The sequence below is a fragment of the Butyricicoccus faecihominis genome, assembly GCF_014648015.1.
GTDB classification, from domain to species: domain Bacteria; phylum Bacillota; class Clostridia; order Oscillospirales; family Butyricicoccaceae; genus Agathobaculum; species Agathobaculum butyriciproducens.
This window is the reverse complement of sequence record NZ_BMQH01000003.1, coordinates 12,215-31,907: the sequence shown is the minus strand read 5'-3', so window position 1 is coordinate 31,907 and position 19,693 is coordinate 12,215. Positions and strand designations below refer to the sequence as shown.

Below are 19,693 nucleotides of genomic sequence, written 5' to 3'. Positions count from 1 at the left end.
ATGCAAACGATCTCCGGTCTGTTCGCACATACCTGTGAACAGGTCACACACTCGCCGCAGGCGTGGATGGAGTTCCTCACCACAGCATCCCGGTTCTACAAAGCGTATGATTTTGACGATCAGCTCCTCATCTACGCCCAGCGCCCCAACGCCACTGCCTGCGCGGACATCGGGTTCTGGAATGATGAAATGCGCCGCTGGGTCAATGCCGGAACAACAGCGATCGCTCTCATCCGCAAAGGCTACGGCGGCAAGCCGTATCTGTCCTATGTCCATGATATTGCAGATACCCACCCGGTCAAGGACGGCAAAACGCCGTGGATCTGGCAAATGCGCCCGGAGCATGAAACGGCAGTCTGCGAAATGCTGCGAGAGAAATTTGACGGTAATGGCGCAGACCTCGGCACTCTGCTGATGGATACCGGTGAAAAGCTGGCGCTGGAGGTCTGTGCAGATATGACACAGGACCTCATTTATGAAAAAACGGACAGTTTTCTGGAGGAGCTGGACGATCTCAACATCGAGGTCGCATTCCGCAATCTGGTTCGCGCCAGCACCCAGTACGAACTGCTGATCCGCTGCGGCGTAGACCCTGCGGACTATCTGGATGAGGACGATCTGCGGGGCGTGACGGACTTCAATACTCCTGCCGTCCTTGCCTACCTTGGCACAGCAACCGCACAGGCAAGCCGTACCGCACTTCTGGAAGTCGGACGCACGGTGCGCCAAGCAGAACTCGACCTGCGAAAAAAAGACCTTGCAAAACCACCGCAAGTCCTCTATAATGAAAACACGAACTTTACCACATTAGCGCGTGAAAGGAGCATGGAACATGGAGAAGTTGACTTACACCGAACAGAACGGATTTCTGGTGCCGGACCTGACGATGGACGAGATGCCGGAGCAGACGCAGTTGGGACGCTTCGGGAAGCTGCGGGAGAAGTACCTGATGGAGCACCGCAAGGGACTGTACAGCTCGATGCTGATGACCGGCAAGCTGTGGACGCATCTGACGGAGATCGACCGGCAGGCGGTGGAGATGTTGGACCGCGTGACGGAGCAGCAGGCACAGACGATGGGCGTGACCGAGAAGCTGAAAGCGGAAAACCAGATGGCGTGGGTGCAGCAGATGAACAACATCCGCCACTCCGCAGAGGAAAGCGTACTGAGCGACCTGATCTACGCTTAACCGAAATCGACACACCGTTTTCCACACCGGCAGACTACGGGCAGGTATCCCTGTTCCGTACCCCGGAGGAACAAATTGAACAGATCGCAGACAGCGCAGAGGCACCGGCCCCTGCGCTTTTTGCTGCCCGTCTGACGGATTCCATCACGGACCGCATCTTAGCGGCGGGAGGAAATGATCGAAACAGCAGCCTGCGGATCTATGCCCGGTATCAGGCGGCGGACAGTGCCGGAAATATTGCGGCATTTCTGAAAAAAGAATACGGTGTCGGCGGTCGCGGCTTCACTGTGGACGGCGCACCGTTTTCACTGTGGTTCGATGAGACCGGTATCTGCATCGCTGCCGGAAAGTCGGCGCGATTTGCGCCGTCTGCGGTGCATTTCACCTGGGAACAGGCGGAGCAGCGCATCCGAAAACTGGTAGAGCGTGGCACATACCTGCCCGCCGATCAAGTTCCTTGGGCGCGAGGCAATGAGTATAAGGAACTCTCACAAAACTTGTGGTACATGATGCAGGACACCGAAAGCGGTCCTAAAATCAAGGAATTGATGCCGGTGCTGTCTGACTTGTACGACGGTCCGCCGTATGGGTTCCCGGATGCAACGAAGCGCATTTTGGACACGCTGCAAACGCCGGAAGGATTGAAAACCATTACGGATGAAGTGCGCGTGTTCTACTCTGCCTACGCCGCAGATCCTGAGCTTATGCGATGGAAGCGGTATGCTCCGGTGCGCCAGCTTCGGACACTGGAGGAACTGGCGCAGCCTGCGAGAGTCTTTGCGGCTGACCCTGATTTTCAGCCGGTCAAGGTCAGTTTTATCACGCAGGATGAAGTAGATGCGATGATTTCGGAGTATCCAGGCAACACAAAATATCGCCTTTCTGTATCCAGCTATTTCGCGCTGCATCCGGACCGAAAAGAGCGTCAGGATTCGATGAAAAATCGCTTTGGACTCAGCGGTCAGAGCGATATTGTCCGAAATATTTGGTGTGACAGCAAGGGAATGAAGCTGGAACGGTCGGCTGGAGAAAAATATGATGCTGTCCTGCTCCGCTGGGCGCAGGTGGAAAAGCGCATAGCGGAACTGATCGCCGCAGACCGCTTCCTCACAGACGATGATAAGCAGCAGATTCCCGGCTACACGAAAAATGTGTTGGCACGGCGCATTGACCGTCTGTTTGCCTGCGCCCCGGCGACCGCAGAGTGTCCTTACCAGCGAGGCGATATTTCTTCCGACAATACCCCGGAGATCGTGGCAATGCTCACGGAGCCGAAGGAAACCGAGTGCTTGCAGGCGGCTATGCAGAATGTTCTGCAAGGCATGACGCCGGAGGATCGCGGCTACGATGCCTGTATCCGCGCCTATGACAGCCTGACTGCCTACCGAAACGGCACCTTTGACCTCTGGAAGTCCGATCCGGCAGTTTCCGCACAGGCCAAGCAAGAGAAAGCGCAGACAGCCTCACAAAAGCCGACCTCTGCACTGGATGAAGCCGCCCGCAAGCTGTTTCAAGGAACTGCACCGCTGGCGGACGGAGATCAGCTTTCCTTGGATATGTCCCCGCAGCCGACGCCGTCCGTAGAGCCGACCGAAGAACCACCGAAACTGCGTACCATTACCATCGATCTGACCGCACCGAGCAAGAAAACGGAAAAGCAGTACGATCTTGGCTATGGACATCTTGGCAACGGCATGACCGTCTGGAACAAAGCAGAGTTGGCCGATGGCGATTACAAGACTGTGGCACATATCCAGCCGGACAGGACCGTGACTTTCTACGAGGATGTGCCGGACGCTGTGCGATCGGAGATCGAAAAGATCGCCCGCACCACGGAAATGACCGTTTCCGCAACGCAGGATGCCCCAGTGTTCTCCACATCGGCTCAACCAGAACCAGAAAAGGAGTCGGATGGAGAAATTCCTACGGAGCAGGGCGAAAATAAAACGATAATAATTCCTAATAACGAGAGTGAATCAGCTGTACGATCCGAAGAAACAGCAGACGAACCGGAGTTCCATATCAACGGTGAAGCATATCTCCGTCTGAAAGCAGAATATTCGACGCACATGATCGGTGTGCAGGACGGTCAGTACATCTTGTTCTGCGGCGCAGATGCCACGCAGATTGTCACCGATTATCCCCGCAAGGTCTACGAACAGGACATTCCCGGCATGGGTAAGGTCCCTGTCACCGGCTTTGCCGAGGGCTGGCAGGCTGTGGGCAGCAAGCTCCAGCAGCGGGGACACAGCGTCACCTTTGGGCAGGAGAAAGACGGAGAGTATGAGGTCATTCAAAGTCTGGACATCAGCGAGTATATTCCCCTGCGGATGAAGCTGGAGGAAGACGGGCGTATCTTCACCGTGGAGAGCGTGGATTACAGCGCCGGCGAGGTGGAGCTGCGGGATGATACCTTTGTATCTCACCGGGGATTTCCTATCTTCCGTAATGAGCCGGTGTCGTATGTGCGGGAATGGGTGGAGCAGCAAAGGGATGCAGACTTGACTGCTGCCGCAGAGGGCAAGGAGCCGCTGAACCCGGTCCTTACCGGAGAGGACGCACTGAATGCCGCGCTTCTGGAACAGGCAAAAGGCTTGATCCTCGACTTTTGGAGCGAAGAATATCGATCCGATAAAACGGAATTTCCTCCGGAAACCGACCTGCACCATGTAGGGCTCGCCTACTCCACGGCGGGAGATAACGATGAGCATGAAATACAGGTAGAAGCCGACCTCATTGACTATGCCATCAATTATTACGCAGACGGCGTGTTGGTGCTACAGGAGAAATGGGACAGTCTGCAGGAGCTGATCCACAACGAGCTTGAAACTCTGGACTTCGATGTATTGTATTCGACAGCGGTTCATGAGGCAGACTTCCCGGAGGAGCCGGAACAGTCTGAAAATTTTCATCTGACGGACGGCGACATCAATGTTGGCGGTCAAAAAAGCAAGTATCAGGACAATGTGGCGGCGATCAGACTGCTGAAAGAGCTGGAAACAGAGCAACGCCAAGCGACACCAGATGAACAGTCTATCCTTGCCCACTACTCTGGCTGGGGCGGCATCCCGCAGGCGTTTGACGAACAGAACGAAAAATGGGAAAAGGAATATTTTGAGCTGAAAACTCTGCTGACACCGGAGGAATACGCCGCCGCCCGCAGCTCCACGCTGAACGCCCACTACACCTCGCCTACGGTGATCCGCGCCATGTATGCCGCGCTGGAGCACATGGGCGTCAAGCCGAACACCTTGCTGGAACCGGCGATGGGCATCGGCAATTTCTTCGGTCTGCTGCCGGAGCAGTATCACAGCGCCAAGCTGTACGGTGTCGAACTGGACAGCGTCACGGGTAGGATCGCAAAGCAGCTTTACCCGGAGGCAAATATCACTGTGGACGGCTTTGAGCGCGTCGAACTGCCGGACAACGCCTTTGACCTTGCCATCGGCAATGTGCCCTTCGGCAGCTACAAGCTGTCCGAGCCGCGCTATAACGAGAACAATTTCCTGATCCACGATCACTTTTTTGCAAAACCTCTGGATAAAGTACATCCTGGAGGCATCGTTGCCTTCATCACCTCCAAAGGCACATTGGATAAAAAGGATTGCGCTGTGCGTGAGTATCTGGCGCAGCGAGGCGACCTGCTGGGCGCGATCCGCTTACCCAGCAATGCCTTTGCCAAGAACGCCAACACAGAAGTCACCTCGGACATCATTTTTCTCCAAAAACGGGAGCAGCCGCCGGAGCAGCTGCCGGACTGGGTGGAACTGGGCCAGACCGCAGACGGTGTGCCGGTCAACCGCTATTTTGAGCAGCACCCGGAAATGATCCTCGGCACGATGGTCTGGGACAAGAAGATGTACAGCAACGATTTGGAAACCCGCTGCCTGCCGGTAGAGGGTGCCGATTTGGGGAGCCAGCTTGCAACAGCGATTCAGCACCTCGACCAGCCGGATACACAGCTTCTTTCCACTGACACCGCCGAATTGCCGGAGATTGTGATACCGTCTGTGGAAGAAGCGGAACCGGTTCGCAGCTTCAGCTATACCGAGCAGGACGGCGTTCTGTACTACAAGAACGCGACCGAACTGGAACCGGTCAGCGAAGCCACGACCACGATGGAGCGCATTCGCGGGATGATTTCCATTCGGGATATTACCCGCAGCCTGATCGACCTCCAGATGCGTGGCGGCACCGATGCAGAGATCCATGAATTGCAAGCAGACCTGAACGATGCTTATGATACCTTCACCGCAAAGTACGGACTGCTGTGCAGTACGGCGAACAAGCGAGCCTTTGAGCAGGATTCGTCTTACTGCCTGCTGCGGTCTTTGGAAATTATTGATGAGGACACCGGTAAGCTGGAACGCAAGGCAGATATGTTCACCAAGCGCACCATCAACCGAGAGATCGTCATTGACCATGTAGACACGGCAAGCGAAGCGCTGGCGGTATCCATTGGAGAGCGTGCCTGCGTGGATCTGCCGTTTATGGCAAGTCTGCTGGGGCGCGAGAATACCGAGAGCATCATCGCAGAGCTGCAAGGGGTCATCTACAAAGACCCTACGGCCGGAGAAGATCCTCTTGCCGGTTGGCAGACGGCAGACGAATATCTGTCCGGCAATGTCCGAAAGAAGCTGACTGCCGCCCGTGAAGCAGCGGAACGCGATCCTGCCTTTGCCGGAAATGTGACGGCGCTGGAGAAGGCACAGCCTGTGGATCTGACAGCGGCGGAGATCGATGTGCGCATCGGCGCAACATGGATCGAACCGGAATATTACACACAGTTTGTGCATGAGCTGCTGAAACCCTCTCATTGGGCGAAACGGGAGGTGCGTGTGCTGTACTCCGAAGCCACCGGCGAGTGGCGCTTGACCGGAAAGACAGCAGACAGCGAAAATAACTCCCTTGCCTATGTGACCTACGGCACCAAACGCCGTAATGCCTACACTATCATCGAGGACAGCCTAAATCTTAAGGACAGCCGCGTCTATGATACCGTGACCGACGCCAGCGGCAAGGAAACGCGGGAGCTGAATACCAAGGAAACGATCCTGGCACAACAGCGGCAGGACTTGATTCGGGAAGCATTCAAGAGCTGGATCTGGAAGGACCCGGAGCGTCGGGAAACGCTATGCAAAAAATACAACGACCTCTATAACGCCATTCGCCCCCGTGAGTATAACGGTGAGCACCTGCGCTTTACCGGTATGACGCCGGATATTGCCCTCCTGCCGCATCAGCGAAATGCGGTGGCGCGTATGCTCTACGGTGGCAACAGTCTGCTGGCACACTGCGTGGGTGCAGGCAAGACCTTCGAGTGTATTGCCGCCGCAATGGAAGCCAAACGGCTGGGACTTGTAAAGAAAAACCTTGTAGTAGTGCCGAATCACCTGACCGAACAGTGGGGCGCGGATTTCCTGCGGCTGTACCCCGGTGCAAACATTCTTGTAGCAACGAAAAAGGATTTTGAACCGGCAAATCGTAAGACCTTTTGCAGCCGGATCGCCACCGGCGATTATGACGCCGTGGTGATCGGTCACACGCAGTTTGAGAAGATTCCACTCTCACCGGACCGGCAAAAGGCGGTCATCCACGATCAGATCGACCAGATCCTTGAGAGCATTGACGAGGCGAAAAGTCAGAACGGCGAGCGTTATACCATCAAGCAGTTGGAACGGATGCGAAAAACGCTGGAGACCCGTCTGGAAAAGCTGAATGACCAGAGCCGTAAGGATAATGTCATTTACTTTGAGGAACTTGGCGTGGATAAGCTCTTTGTGGATGAGGGGCATCTGTTCAAAAATTTGTTCCTCGCAACAAAAATGCGGAATGTTGCCGGCATTGGTCAGACGGACGCACAGAAGTCCTCGGATATGTTCGCAAAGTGCCGTTATCTTGATGAGATCACCGGCGGAAAGGGCGTTGTCTTTGCCACCGGAACCCCGGTCAGCAATTCCATGTCGGAACTCTACACCATGATGCGGTATCTGCAATACGATCTGCTGGAGGAGACCGGACTGCTGCATTTCGATTCTTGGGCGGCGAACTTTGGCGAAACAGTCACCTCAATGGAACTCGCCCCCGAGGGCACAGGGTTTCGGTCCCGCACCCGATTTGCGAAATTCTTTAACCTGCCGGAGCTGATGGCAATGTGGCGCGAAGCGGCGGACATCCAAACAGCAGAAATGCTGAAGCTGCCCGTTCCGGAGCATGAGAGCATCACGGTCGTGACGAAGCCCAGCGCGTATCAGCAGGACATGGTAGCCGAATTAGGTGAACGCGCCGAAGCCATTCGCCGCCGCATGGTGGAACCCAAAGAGGATAATATGCTCAAGGTCACATCGGACGGACGCAAGCTGGCGCTGGATCAGCGCCTTGCAGACCCGACACTGCCGGACGACCCGGAAAGCAAGGTCAATGTGTGCGTTCAGAATGTGTATCAGGTCTGGCAGGACACGGCGGAGCAGAACGGCGCACAGCTCATCTTCTCTGACCTGTCTACACCAAAGGGCGATGGCTCGTTCAATGTGTATGAGGACATCAAGCAAAAGCTGATGGAAAAAGGCGTGCCGCCCGAAGAAATCGCGTTTATCCACGATGCAAAAACAGAAAACCAGAAAGCGGAACTTTTCGCAAAGGTACGCAAGGGTCAGGTGCGCGTTTTGCTGGGTTCTACGGCAAAAATGGGCGCTGGCACGAATGTGCAGACACGCCTTGCGGCACTCCACCATATCGACTGCCCGTGGCGGCCGGCTGACATCGAGCAGCGCGAGGGACGCATCCTGCGGCGCGGAAATTCGTTCAAAAAAGTCAAGCTGTTCAAGTATGTCACCGAGGGCACCTTTGACGCCTATAACTGGAGCATCTTGGAGAACAAGCAGAAGTTCATCGGTCAGCTGATGAGCAGCAAAAATCCGTCCCGTACTTGCGAGGATGTGGACGCTGCGGCACTGAGCTACGCTGAGGTCAAGGCGCTTGCCTCCGGCGATCCCCGCATCATCGAGTACACGGAACTGGACGCACAGGTCACGAAGCTGAAGCTGGTCAAGGCGAACTTTGAAAGCCAGAAGTACGCTCTGGAGGACAAGCTGCTGAAATTCTTCCCGCAGTCCATCCTGCGGGAGCAGGAGTTTATCCGGGCACTCACCGAGGACAGCGCCCACCTTCAGGCGCATACGCCCATCGAGTTTTCCATGCAGATCGGCGGTGTGACCTGCACCGAACGCAAAGCCGCAGGTCAGGCGATTCTGGATGCCTGCACTGCCATGCAGGATGTTTCCGAAAAGCACACGATTGGCGAATATCGCGGCTTTCCCATTACCCTGTGGGCGAATGTGCAGACGCAAAAATTCCAGCTTACGCTCCACCACAAGCTGTCTCAAGAGGTAGAATTGGGAGCAGATGCCGTAGGCAACACGACCCGCATCGACCATGTACTGGACGAGATCCCAAAGAATCTGGAAAAGCACAAGACAGCGCTGGAAAACCTGACCGCCCAGCAGCAAGAAGCACAAGAGGAGGTAAAGCGCCCCTTTGCACAGGAGCAGGAATTGACCGACAAGACCAACCGTCTGAATGTGCTGCGACTGGCACTCCACATGGATGACGGCGAGAAACCGCAGCCGGAGCACACGGAGGAAAAGCCGTCTATTCGCGGAATGCTCAAACGCATGGGCATGGAATCTGCGGCAACGGCAGCTGCACCGGGACAATCCCACAGTCAGGAGGCGGAACTTGCATGAAACCGGACAGCGGACGCACGATCCCACTCTACTTTAAGGTATCTCCCGAAGAAAAGGCCAGGATCGACGAGAAGATGGAACAGCTCGGTATCCACAACCGCCGTGCTTACCTGCGGAAGATGGCAGTGGACGGTTATGCAGTCCGAGTCGACATGGCAGACTTTAAGGCGCTGGTATCCCTGTTGCGGATCTGCTCCAACAACCTCAATCAGATCGCAAAGCGTGTCAACAGCACCGGCAACCTCTACGCCGAGGATGTAGCGGATCTACAAATCCGGTACGGTGAACTGTGGAATGCGGTCAGTACGATTCTAAGCAGGATGGGAAATCTCTGAAAAAGCTTTACTTTATCGCTTTAGTGTGGTATATTAAGGGCATAGAGCAGTGATCGGAGGTTTGGAGAGATGAAGATCGTATTCAAAATTTTATTGTTCCCGGTTGTATTTGTTCTGTCGATGCTGGTTTGGTTCTGCCGCGCAATGTGCTGGTTCTCGTCTGGCGTCCTGAGCCTTGTGTCCTTTGTGTTCTTTGCGTTGGGCATCTTGGCGCTGTTTGAAAAGGATTATTTCAATGTAGGTGTTGGAATCATCACCGCATGGCTGCTCAGTCCCTTCGGCCTGCCGCTGGCAGCGGAGTGGATCATTGACCGGGTAGAAAATGTAAAAGACGCGATTGCAGCGATATAAGAAAAGCAGGAGTGGGCGGTCCCAGCGACCGCCCACTCCTTTTCTACAATGCGCCATATCCGATGGCGCGCTACTTTGTGATTCCATAATACTATAGGAGGTCCCATGTGGCAATATCCAAAATCAAACCCCGACACGCCAGCGAGGGAAAAACCATCGCGCAGATACTCAAAGACCGCTTGGACTACAATGAAAATCCAGACAAGACGCGGGATGGTCTGCTGGTGAAAACCTATCAGTGCAATGCTGATACCGCTTGGAAGGAATTTACCGTCAGCAAGCAGATATACACCTCCATCACCGGGCGGACGCGTAAGCCAAAAGAGGATGTCATTTCCTATCTGCTGATCCAGTCCTTCAAGTCCGGAGAGATCACACCGGAGGATGCAACGGAGCTGGGGTATCAGCTTGCGATGGAGTTCACCGAGGGACAGCATCAGTTTGTTGTTGCGACCCATACGGACCGGCATCATATCCACTGTCACATCGAGTTCAACAGCACGACGCTGGACTGTACCCACAAGTTCAACAATTACAAAGACACCTACCGGACAATTCGGAAAATCAGCGACAGATTGTGCGCGGAGCATGGTCTGTCTGTCATTTCCGAACCAAAGGAAAAGGGACAGCACTATGCGGAATGGGCGCATGAGCGCAGAGGAACAAGCTGGAAGGCGGCGCTCAAAAATACCATTGACCGCGTTCTCCCGACCGTCCGCACTTTTGATGATTTTCTCGCTGCAATGCGCCGCGAGGGATACGAAGTCCGGCAGGACGGCAAGTACCTGAAATTCCGCGCAGTCGGTGCCGGACAGGAACGGTATACACGCGCAAAAACGCTGGGCGCAGACTATACGGAAGAAGCGCTGCGAGAGCGTGTCGGCAAGCCTCCGATTCGCGCAAAACACCGCACCGGGCGAACGGCTGACCCTGCGAAAATCAACCTCATCGTGGATATTCAGAGCCGTCTGCGCGGGCGCGGTCCGGGGTATGAGCGTTGGCTGAAGGTCCATAATCTGAAAGAAGCGGCAAAGACGCTGACCTACCTCACCGAGCACGGAATCACGGAGTATGCCGCACTGGAAAAACTGGCGGCGGAGCAGATCGCAAAGCGGGATGCGGCAGTGACAACGATCCGGCAATATGAGCAGCGCATGGAGCGCATTGCGGATCTGCGGACGCATATCGTGAACTATGCCAAGACCCGCGACATCTATCTGCAATACCGCAAGCTGCCAGCCGCGAAGAAGGCGGCGTTTGCCTCAGCACATGAGGATGAACTGATGCTGCACCGCGCGGCGAAGCAGGCGTTTGAGGAATACGGAGAGAAGAAGCTGCCTGCAATAAAGGATTTGCAGGCTGAGTACAAGGAACTGCTGGGGAAAAAGCGTGTTGCCTATGCGGAATATCGTCCGCTGAAGCAGCAGGCGCAGGAGCTGGAAAATGTTAAAAAGAATGTAGACAGCCTGCTTCAAATCGATGCTGCACAGCAGGAGCGTGAAGCGGAAAAGAGCCGGAGCGAACAATCGCAGGCGAGATAAAAACTATGCCGCAGGCGGTATCCTCACGATACTGCCTGCGGCGTTTCTTTGCGCCGACCGGCGCAGGGCTTGTCGGACTTTGGACGGCAATCGAAAATATCCGTTAGGATTTTTCGGGGGTTTGGGGTGCTCCCCAACAAGCGGAAAGCGGATAGCCTGTCGGACAATGAGCGAAGCAAAATTGTCCAAAAGGATATCCCTTTCCATTGCTTGCTAATCCTTCGTTTCGGTTCTTCTCACTAAAAATCAGTTGATGGGGTCGGGAACTGTGACTTTTACAGGCGGCAATTCTATGCCGAAATTGCTATACCGTTCCAGAGAATGTAACTCTGTTTTGATGAACGCCCACGAACTGCGGTAATCATCACATACGGAGAAGGAAGATTCCTTCATGAACAGCGTAAATCCATCCGGGTCATCGCCGTACTTCAAGTCAAATTCCTCGGCGCACCGAATCTTTTCCCAGTCGGAAAGATTTGTTCGCCCATGAAGAATGTGCTCCAAATTCAAAGAGAAGTAGTACATACTGTATGGAATGCCTGCGACTTTGGGGCAGGCAGAGAGCCGGTCGATATTGTCCCGTTTGCGCTGATTGCGGTTAAGAATCCCAGCGCGGTTCGGCGTTTGAATTTGCGTTTCCGTGTAATAAGGGGAATCATCGATCTTCATTGAATCATCTTCGACAACAGCATCATCAGGTATGAATACACCATCCATATCGGTGAGATGAACGATTCGGCAAATATCGCTCTTTCTGTAGATACTGCCCATAAACTCCTTGACCTGTTCCCAAACGGCAGCCACGATCTTATCCGGCGAAGTGAAATCGCGGGTCAGAATATCGCCATGAACGACCTGAAATTTTACCGTTGAGGAAGAAAAGATACGGTTCAAAACCGTAGAAAGACTGGTTTCGTCGGTTGGTCCCTCTACGATAAAGAGCATCACTTTCTTTTTAGCCATTGGACACCTCCGAGGGAGCATCCTCCGACAAAGAAATGCTCTCCATACGCTTGCCGACAACTCTCATTGCGTGTGCGATTTCAGACACATTGGTTTCTTCATAGAGTGCTGCGTCATCATCACTTCCGAGAATGACTTCACGCAGATACATGGAACGCAGATTATTTGTTGCCCGCACACTTTTGATACGCGTATAGCGGGCGCTGGGGTTGGTCGTTGTAAAGACGATGGAATTGCTCTCCAGCGTTTCCAGCGGATAAAGATTGTGCGAGGTGAAGATCAACTGACCCTTACCGGAGTTTTGCATGATCCGCAGCAGCTCGCCCAGCAAATACTCGTAGATACCGGCATCCAGTTCATCGACCGCAAGTGTAATAGACGGATCGTTGTATGCGGCGATCAGCAGATGCAGGATCGAGGTAATTTTCTTGATGCCCTCGGATTCATACTTCAAGGGCAAACGGTGCATTTTACCATTGGCACAGAGTAGCTCCCGTGCTAACTGGATTTTTGTTCCCTGATTGCCGTCCTCCATCAGCTCCGTGCCGAGCTCCACAAGCGTCAGCTTTGCGCCGGGGATGATTTTGCAAAGGACAGTGCTGATGGTTGAGATAACCTGTCGAATGATCTCCAAGAACCGAGTCGGTATTGTTTTCGGCTGGTCGATCGGCAGTGTGAACATACCACCGGCCGTTTCCGTTCGGAAGTTCACGGGGATTGCTGCATCCAACGAGATCAGTCCGTTGTTGCGGTTTAGAATGACAAAGAGCGAGGTCTTGGCGTAAAGCGCCATTTCATACAGCGGCTCAACTTCATCATCATTGTCCTGCGCTGCGTCATGGAGCATCTTCAAAAACTCCGGAGCAAAGAGGAACGAACGGTGCTCCTTCTGGCATAGCAGCTTGGTCACGCGAAGCTCATTCATTTTTGCGCTTTGCTTAGAGCCGAACAGCGATTCCAATTTTACCTGCGGCGTAAATACATCATCTTCCTCCTGATGTGTACACTCAAAGATGGTTTTCAGCCGAGAAGTTTTTTCAGGATCACTGCTGAATGTGACACATTTGATGGTTTCATCAATCGTGTCCTTGCTTAAGGCGGCGGCATAAATAAACCGCCGTCTGTACGCAGCATTGCCCTCATTCAGTTTGAGGATGCTGAACTCAAATTGCAGTTCTGCTTTCTCTTGTCCGTAGGAAATACAGTCTGACAGTTCTGCACCGACCTTTTGCCCGGACAGCAGCGTTTTTAGGATTTCCAGTGCATCGATAAATGTTGTTTTGCCGGAGCCATTCTGACCGTAAATACCGAGGACATCAGCTTTCGGCGCAAAAGGATCTTCGCCATAATTGCAGGGAAAACGGATCTCACCGGATTCGACATTTCTGAAATTTTTGATGCTTGCCCGCTGGATGCGAACAATAGGAGTTTCATTCACAGATACCACCTCCAAATTCAGTATACCCACTTTTTCTAAAAATAGCAATATGAAACTCGAAAAGCGAACAAAAAATTCATATATTAGAATTTTGATGGAAGTATTCCGGAAACGAAAACGCAAAAGTGCGTCCATGCTCGGGAAAATGATTTTTTCTGAAGAAAGCGATGCTGCCGGTTTACGGTCATACCGGATTCCATTTTCCCTATTGACAAGGTATGTTTTTATCTGTTACACTTCACGCAATACTCACGATTGGAGGTTTTCCCCATGAAACAAAAATGGCTTTTGACCGGAACGGCGCTGATGCTTGCGGCGGCGCTGGCCGGATGCGGTAATACGCCTGCGGCAGATCAGGCGGCGAAGATCAGCATGGAGCAGGCGCAGGAGGCGGCGCTGGACGCTGCCAACATCGAAGCGGCGGACGCGGACATTTCTTCCGCGACCCTCAGCGAGGTCGCTGGCGTGACCTGCTACAAGGTAGAGTTCACTTCGGGCGATCATACCTACTCCTACTCCATCAACGCCGAGAGCGGCGAGGTGCTGGAGGCGAGTTACCGGGATAAGACCGTCGCGCCCGTGGACAGCACTCAGACAGACGCCACTGCATCCGGCGTGACCACCACTCCGGCGCAGACTGCGCCCAACACCAGCACCTCCTCCAGTGCGGTGGACGAGGCCAAGGCGCAGGAGATCGCCCTTGCCCATGCGGGCGTGAATGCGGCGGACGCTACCATCACCAAATCCAAGCTGGATTACGATGATGGCCGCCAGGTCTACGAGATCGAGTGGTACGCAAACGGCGCAAAATACGACTATGAGGTTGCCGTTGCTACCGGCGAGATCGTCAACTCCGGCTACGAAGCGAAAACCGTGGTCGGCACCGGCAACAGCGCCACCGTCAGCGAGGCGACAGCAAAGCAGACCGCCCTTGCCCGTGTGTCCGGCGCGACGGAAAAGGACATCTACGAATGGAAGCTGGACTACGATGATGGCCGCCCCGAGTATGAGGGCAAGATCATTTACGACGGCTCTGAGTACGAATTTACCATTGACGCAACTACCGGCGCTGTATTAGAATGGGAAGCCGAAACGACGCGCAAGTAAAAAATACAAGGAGAACGAGAAGATGAACAAGACTGAACTGATTTCCTCTGTGGCCAAAACCGCTGGGGTAAGCAAGAAGGACACCGAGCAGGTACTGAACGCCTTTTTCAGCACGGTGCAGGAGACCTTGAAGCAGAACGACAAGGTACAGCTTCCCGGCTTCGGCACCTTCGAGGTGCGGGAGCGCGCTGCCCGCACGGGCCGCAATCCCCACACCGGCGAGACGATCGAGATCGCCGCCGCAAAGGTGCCTGCGTTCAAGCCGGGCAAGGGTCTGAAGGATGCCATCCAGTAAAACACAGTGCCCTCACAGAGTTTCATCTGTGAGGGCACATTTTGTTGTACTCAAGTATTTCTACAGATTCTGAAAGTTGATTCATCAGCTATAGCTGAATCGGCATCAAACAGAACGATATTCGAACCTCTTTGATTGATAAGTTTCATTCGCGTGCTTGGATAACGAATTCCTGCAAAACCTTTATTCTCACACCATTCAGCAAAAACGTGGAATGACTTATAGCACCGTTCTTTCAGAGCATCGTCGCTGTCTGTGTCATCGTCAAGGGGAGTAAATATTGCTGCACAGATATGCTTAAATATAAGCTGCCCGCAGAATACTTGTGCAATATATTTTGTTTCCGGTTCATGCCGCTTAATCTGCTTTTTTATCCTATGCTCACTAACAGGAATGCCGGTCCGTAGTTCTTGAATAATTTTAGCACTTTCAGTTTTTCTCAGGGCATCACTATTCTCAAAGATACTTTCGACAGTTATATCCTCGTAGTCAAGGTCAAGGATCATATTCTTCTGAGCGTCAGGGCACACTGTAAAATTAGCGATCGTAACATCAAGCGTCGGTTCAGAAATCCGCATTTCTTCCATGCAAACTTTCTCAGGATTCTGCGATGGATCACTGGCGTCAACAAGGTAAAGATAGCGTTTCCCTGGCGGTGTCCACCGATTAAGGATATGGAACTTTTCGATGATTTCAAGCGACGGTGCTGCCAATTCACTTGCTTGCGTCATCGTTCCCTTGCGCCCACGAACAAGTTTTGGATAGGATTTGAGTGGATGGCAAAATGTTTCTTTTGCTTCTGGCGACAGTGTATCCCAAAGCTCGTCCATGATTTGTAAGAGATTTTTTCTGTAAAGTTCACTTTCATCAAATTCGTTTCGTCTGGAAGGATCTAACTGAATCCACTGATTTAGGACAGTCTTTTGTACCCGGTCTTGCCACAGTTTTTCAAGAAGCATCTGCGCAGCCCCCTCGATATCAAGATTTGCATACTCGCTCATAATTCGTGAAAACTGCACCACATACTCCGAGATGATTTCAAAATCTTGACCGATAGCATCGACTGCTAAAGAGTACAACGTGTTAAAAACGTGCAGAGTCTCAATCAAAATCCTATCATCAACCTGCCCCCAAACATTTCTGCGGATGAATTTGCTGACTTTCAGCAGTTCATCTTTATATGCAGGCTGGTGCTAGAATATAAATAGTACAAGCCAAAATGAGAAATTCCAAATACACATAAGCATGATACAATAGAGACATGCTGAAGGAGGATCTCATATGGCAAAGCAACATGACAAACAATTTAAACTTGATGCAGTCCAGTACTATCAGGATCATAAAGAGCTCGGGGTACGTGGATGTGCAGAAAATCTCGGCATCGGCTACAGTACATTAACAAAGTGGCTAAAAGACTTTCGGGAATCAGGTGATATTCCTGTTCGTGGTTCTGGTAATTATGCATCTGATGAGCAGAAGGAAATTGCCCGTCTCAGACGTGAATTACGTGATGCCCAAGATGCACTTGATGTGTTAAAAAAGCAATCAACATTCTGGGAAAATGACGGAAGCCATTTATCTCGAAGTGTCTGAGAAGACGAAAACTGCCAAAAAGGCTGGACGCCGGGTTTCCGTCTCCGGAATGTTGAAATTTTTAGGTGTCTCTCGCTCAGGATATCTTGCATGGCTTCACCACGTACCTTCTGATACAGAAAAACGTCGTGAAGCTGTAAAAGCAAAAATACAGGATATTTATGATGATTCCAAGCAGAACTACGGTGCTCCGAAAATCACTGTAGAACTGCGAAAAACCGGTGAAGTCATTTCGGAAAGAACCGTTGGTACATATATGCACCAAATGGGGATCCGTGCTCAGTGGAGCAAACCATGGACAATCACTACAAAAGATTCTGATTTCAGCACAGAATTACAAAATATCCTTGATGAACAGTTTAACCCTGACCGCCCGAACGCTGTCTGGTGTTCGGATATCACATACGTCTGGACAATAGACGGATTTGTCTATCTGACCAGTATTATGGATTTATTTTCTAGAAAAATCATAGCCTGGACGCTTTCAGAAACACTGGAAGTATCTTGCGTGATTGAGACTATAAACAAGGCCAAAACTCGCCGAAATATCGATCAACCATTAATTATCCATTCGGATCGTGGCAGCCAATATGTTGCAAAGGAATATAAAAAAGCAACCGAAAATATGCAGCGTAGCTACTCGAAGAAAACTTTTCCGTGGGATAATGCATGCATTGAATCCTTTCATTCTATTATCAAACGTGAATGGCTCAATCGCTTTAAAATTCGCGATTATACGCAGGCATACCAGTTGATTTTTGAATATCTGGAAGCTTTCTACAATACGAAACGAATTCATAGCCATTGCAACTATATGTCGCCATACGAATTCGAACGAGTGTATCAAAGAACGCACACTGAGGCTGAGTTTCTGGCAGGTTAAAATAGGGAGAAATTTCTCATTTTAACTTGTACTAAATCTTGACATAGGACCACTCCTTTGCAGAACATCTGGTGGGACATTTCCGTGGCGGCTTGGCACATGCTAACGTTTTGGCGAGCGTTATCTTTGCAGGCATGAGTGGTAGTGCCATTGCTGATACTGGTGGTCTGGGTGCCATTGAGCTAAAGGCAATGAAAGATGGCGGTTACGAGGAAGATTTTTCTCTGGCTGTTACCGGCGCTTCGTCTTTGATTGGTCCGGTTATTCCTCCCAGCGTACCTCTGGTATTATATGGTGTTACAGCATCGGTTTCAATTGCCGATCTTTTTGATGCAGGCATTCTGCCGGGTATTTTACTGGGTCTTGTTATGATAGGCATTAACTATATCATTTGCAAGGATAAAAATATCCCTGTTAGAAAGAGAGCTTCTCTGGTGGAAATCTGGCGTAGCTTCCGTCTGGCTTTTTGGTCCTGCCTGCTGGTTGTTATTATTCGCTGTGGTATTACCATGGGCTGGTTTACCCCTACAGAAGCAGCGGTGGTAGCTGTAGCTTACGCATTGGCGCTGAGCTTTGCGTATAAGACAATGACCATTCGTATGTTACCCAAGGCGTTAAAAGAAGTATTGGATATTTGCGCAGGTGTTTTGTTCCTGATTTCGACCTCCACACTGTTTTCTTGGATATTGACATTTACTGGAATTCCGCAAACGGTGGCACGTGCATTGTTGTCTGTTTCTGATAGTCCTCTGGTTATTATGTTGATCATCTCTCTGATTTTGCTGGTGCTGGGACTGTTTATGGATTCTACTCCGGCTATTTTGATTATGACGCCGATTTTATATCCGGTGATTACATCAATGGGCATTGATCCCGTTTTATTTGGTGTTATTCTGGTGTTGTGGTTGATGGTTGGCTTGGTTACACCGCCAGTTGGTATGGTGTTATTTGTACTGTCAAGTATTTCGGGAGTTTCTATTGGAAAGATTTCCAAGGCGATTGTTCCTTATATTGTAGGATGTATTTCAATCATTTTACTTTTGATTGTATATACTTGTCTTATGGTGAGCAATCCAGCACTTCCTCTGCTGTATTAAGAGTATATTGTAAAAAAGCTATAAAAAGAGCGGTATTTAATGAATGTACCGCTCTTTTTTATTTGACGATAGTACAAACTGGCTTTATTAAGAATGAGTTTTTTCGGAAAGAGATATTACATACTGTGAAAAAAGTATGACACTTGACAATATTTTGTCCTTTGTGATAATATCATGACAAAGGAATATATTCAGATATGTTTAAAATAAAATAATGATAGGAGGAAAGAGAATGGAACTGCATAGAGATATGTTAAATAAAACAATCCCAATTCCATTGTATTTTCAATTAAAAGAACTTATTCTGGCGGATATTAAGAGCGGAAAATCGCCGTATGGTAGCATGATTCCGACAGAAAATGAATTTGTTACGGTACTCAATGTAAGCAGAACAACCGTAAGACAGGCAATTACGGAATTGGTTCAAGAAGGTTGGTTGTACCGTGTCAAAAGTAAAGGTACATTTGTTTCTGAACCGAAGCTGCAGCAGGACTTTGCTACAAAAATTGAGTCCTTTGAGCAGCAAATGCAGCGTCTGGGGAAGGTGCCAAGAACGGAAGTCTTGGAGTTGATAGAAGAAAAGGCATCTGCTGATGTTGCGCAAGCTTTGCAAATTGAAGTTGGTAGTAAAGTTGTTTTGCTGCATCGCCGTCGATTTGCTGATGAGGAAGCGATTGTAAGACTACGCACATATCTTCCTTTTGATCGTTGTGGATACTTGTTGCAGGAAGATTTGGTACATCAATCGTTATATAGTTTTTTAAGAGAAGATAAGAAAACAGAGATTGCCTGGATCAAGCGTAAGATTGAGGCCACTGAGGCTACTGCTGAGGATGAAAAATGGATGGAGATGAAAAAGGGCAAGCCTATTTTGGTATTCACCTCAATTGGATATAACATTATGAATGAGCCAATTGAATATTCGATTGCACATTATCGTGGAGATAGAAATTCCTTTGAGATTTCAGTGCTTCCAGCGACAAAGTAAAAATATAAGGGGATGATGAGGGTGGGATGAGGATATAAAAAATAAAGGAATAAATTTGTGCGATATAAACATTGTATTATTTGACACTATGTAGTAACATAGCATTAAAGGTACGAAGCAACAAAACAGCATAAAATATAAAGTAGAAGTTGTTTGTACGGTATAGAA

General features: G+C 50.9%; 12 protein-coding genes and 1 pseudogene. 10 read left to right on the top strand and 3 right to left on the bottom strand.

Annotated elements, in window-relative coordinates:
* From IEY11_RS03340 to IEY11_RS03325, 4 genes are all read left to right on the top strand, one after another.
* Entirely contained in the window at positions 1-8,934 is an 8,934-nt protein-coding gene (locus tag IEY11_RS03340; protein ID WP_243183954.1) for a helicase-related protein, read from the top strand.
* On the top strand, positions 8,931-9,269 hold the full coding sequence (locus tag IEY11_RS03335; RefSeq protein WP_188885799.1) for a plasmid mobilization protein: 339 nt from the start codon (positions 8,931-8,933) through the stop codon (positions 9,267-9,269). Before IEY11_RS03340 ends, IEY11_RS03335 begins: the two co-directional genes overlap by 4 nt.
* Positions 9,270-9,338: 69 nt before the next feature.
* A complete protein-coding gene (locus tag IEY11_RS03330; RefSeq protein WP_188885798.1) occupies positions 9,339-9,620 on the top strand; it encodes a CD1845 family protein in 282 nt (93 codons plus the stop codon).
* A 107-nt stretch (positions 9,621-9,727) separates the two neighbouring features.
* The gene (locus IEY11_RS03325; protein WP_188885797.1) at positions 9,728-11,161 is read left to right on the top strand and encodes a relaxase/mobilization nuclease domain-containing protein; all 1,434 of its coding nucleotides are present in this window, start codon (positions 9,728-9,730) and stop codon (positions 11,159-11,161) included.
* A 246-nt stretch (positions 11,162-11,407) separates the two neighbouring features.
* Here the strand turns inward: IEY11_RS03325 and IEY11_RS03320 are convergent, their stop codons facing one another.
* The gene (locus tag IEY11_RS03320) at positions 11,408-12,124 is read right to left on the bottom strand and encodes a hypothetical protein (RefSeq protein ID WP_188885796.1); all 717 of its coding nucleotides are present in this window, start codon (positions 12,122-12,124) and stop codon (positions 11,408-11,410) included.
* Complete coding sequence (locus tag IEY11_RS03315) at positions 12,117-13,697, bottom strand: AAA family ATPase (protein ID WP_188885795.1); 1,581 nt, start codon at positions 13,695-13,697, stop codon at positions 12,117-12,119. The genes IEY11_RS03320 and IEY11_RS03315 overlap by 8 nt, the downstream gene beginning before the upstream one ends.
* Before the next feature lie 135 nt (positions 13,698-13,832).
* On the opposite strand from IEY11_RS03315, the gene IEY11_RS03310 reads away from it, so the two are divergent.
* Positions 13,833-14,669, top strand: coding sequence for a PepSY domain-containing protein (locus tag IEY11_RS03310; RefSeq protein ID WP_188885794.1), 837 nt, complete (start codon positions 13,833-13,835; stop codon positions 14,667-14,669).
* A 22-nt stretch (positions 14,670-14,691) separates the two neighbouring features.
* The gene (locus tag IEY11_RS03305) at positions 14,692-14,964 is read left to right on the top strand and encodes an HU family DNA-binding protein (RefSeq protein ID WP_188885793.1); all 273 of its coding nucleotides are present in this window, start codon (positions 14,692-14,694) and stop codon (positions 14,962-14,964) included.
* 50 nt (positions 14,965-15,014) lie between these two features.
* Here IEY11_RS03305 and IEY11_RS03300 read toward each other — a convergent pair whose 3' ends face one another.
* Entirely contained in the window at positions 15,015-16,073 is a 1,059-nt protein-coding gene (locus tag IEY11_RS03300) for a hypothetical protein (RefSeq protein WP_188885792.1), read from the bottom strand.
* A gap of 172 nt (positions 16,074-16,245) precedes the next feature.
* On the opposite strand from IEY11_RS03300, the gene IEY11_RS03295 reads away from it, so the two are divergent.
* The 4 genes and pseudogenes from IEY11_RS03295 to IEY11_RS03280 all read left to right on the top strand — a co-directional run bounded on the left by IEY11_RS03295 (position 16,246) and on the right by IEY11_RS03280 (position 19,525).
* Positions 16,246-16,557 (top strand): transposase, encoded by a 312-nt coding sequence (locus IEY11_RS03295; protein WP_188885791.1) that lies wholly within the window; start codon positions 16,246-16,248, stop codon positions 16,555-16,557.
* Positions 16,526-17,440 carry an IS3 family transposase gene (locus IEY11_RS03290; protein WP_188885790.1) on the top strand — a complete coding sequence of 305 codons (915 nt, stop codon included), beginning with the start codon at positions 16,526-16,528 and terminating at the stop codon, positions 17,438-17,440. The genes IEY11_RS03295 and IEY11_RS03290 overlap by 32 nt, the downstream gene beginning before the upstream one ends.
* A gap of 65 nt (positions 17,441-17,505) precedes the next feature.
* Positions 17,506-18,537, top strand: a pseudogene (locus IEY11_RS03285) (TRAP transporter large permease); the annotation flags it as partial.
* Between the two features lie 232 nt (positions 18,538-18,769).
* Positions 18,770-19,525 carry a GntR family transcriptional regulator gene (locus IEY11_RS03280; protein WP_188885789.1) on the top strand — a complete coding sequence of 252 codons (756 nt, stop codon included), beginning with the start codon at positions 18,770-18,772 and terminating at the stop codon, positions 19,523-19,525.
* Positions 19,526-19,693 lie beyond the last annotated feature (168 nt).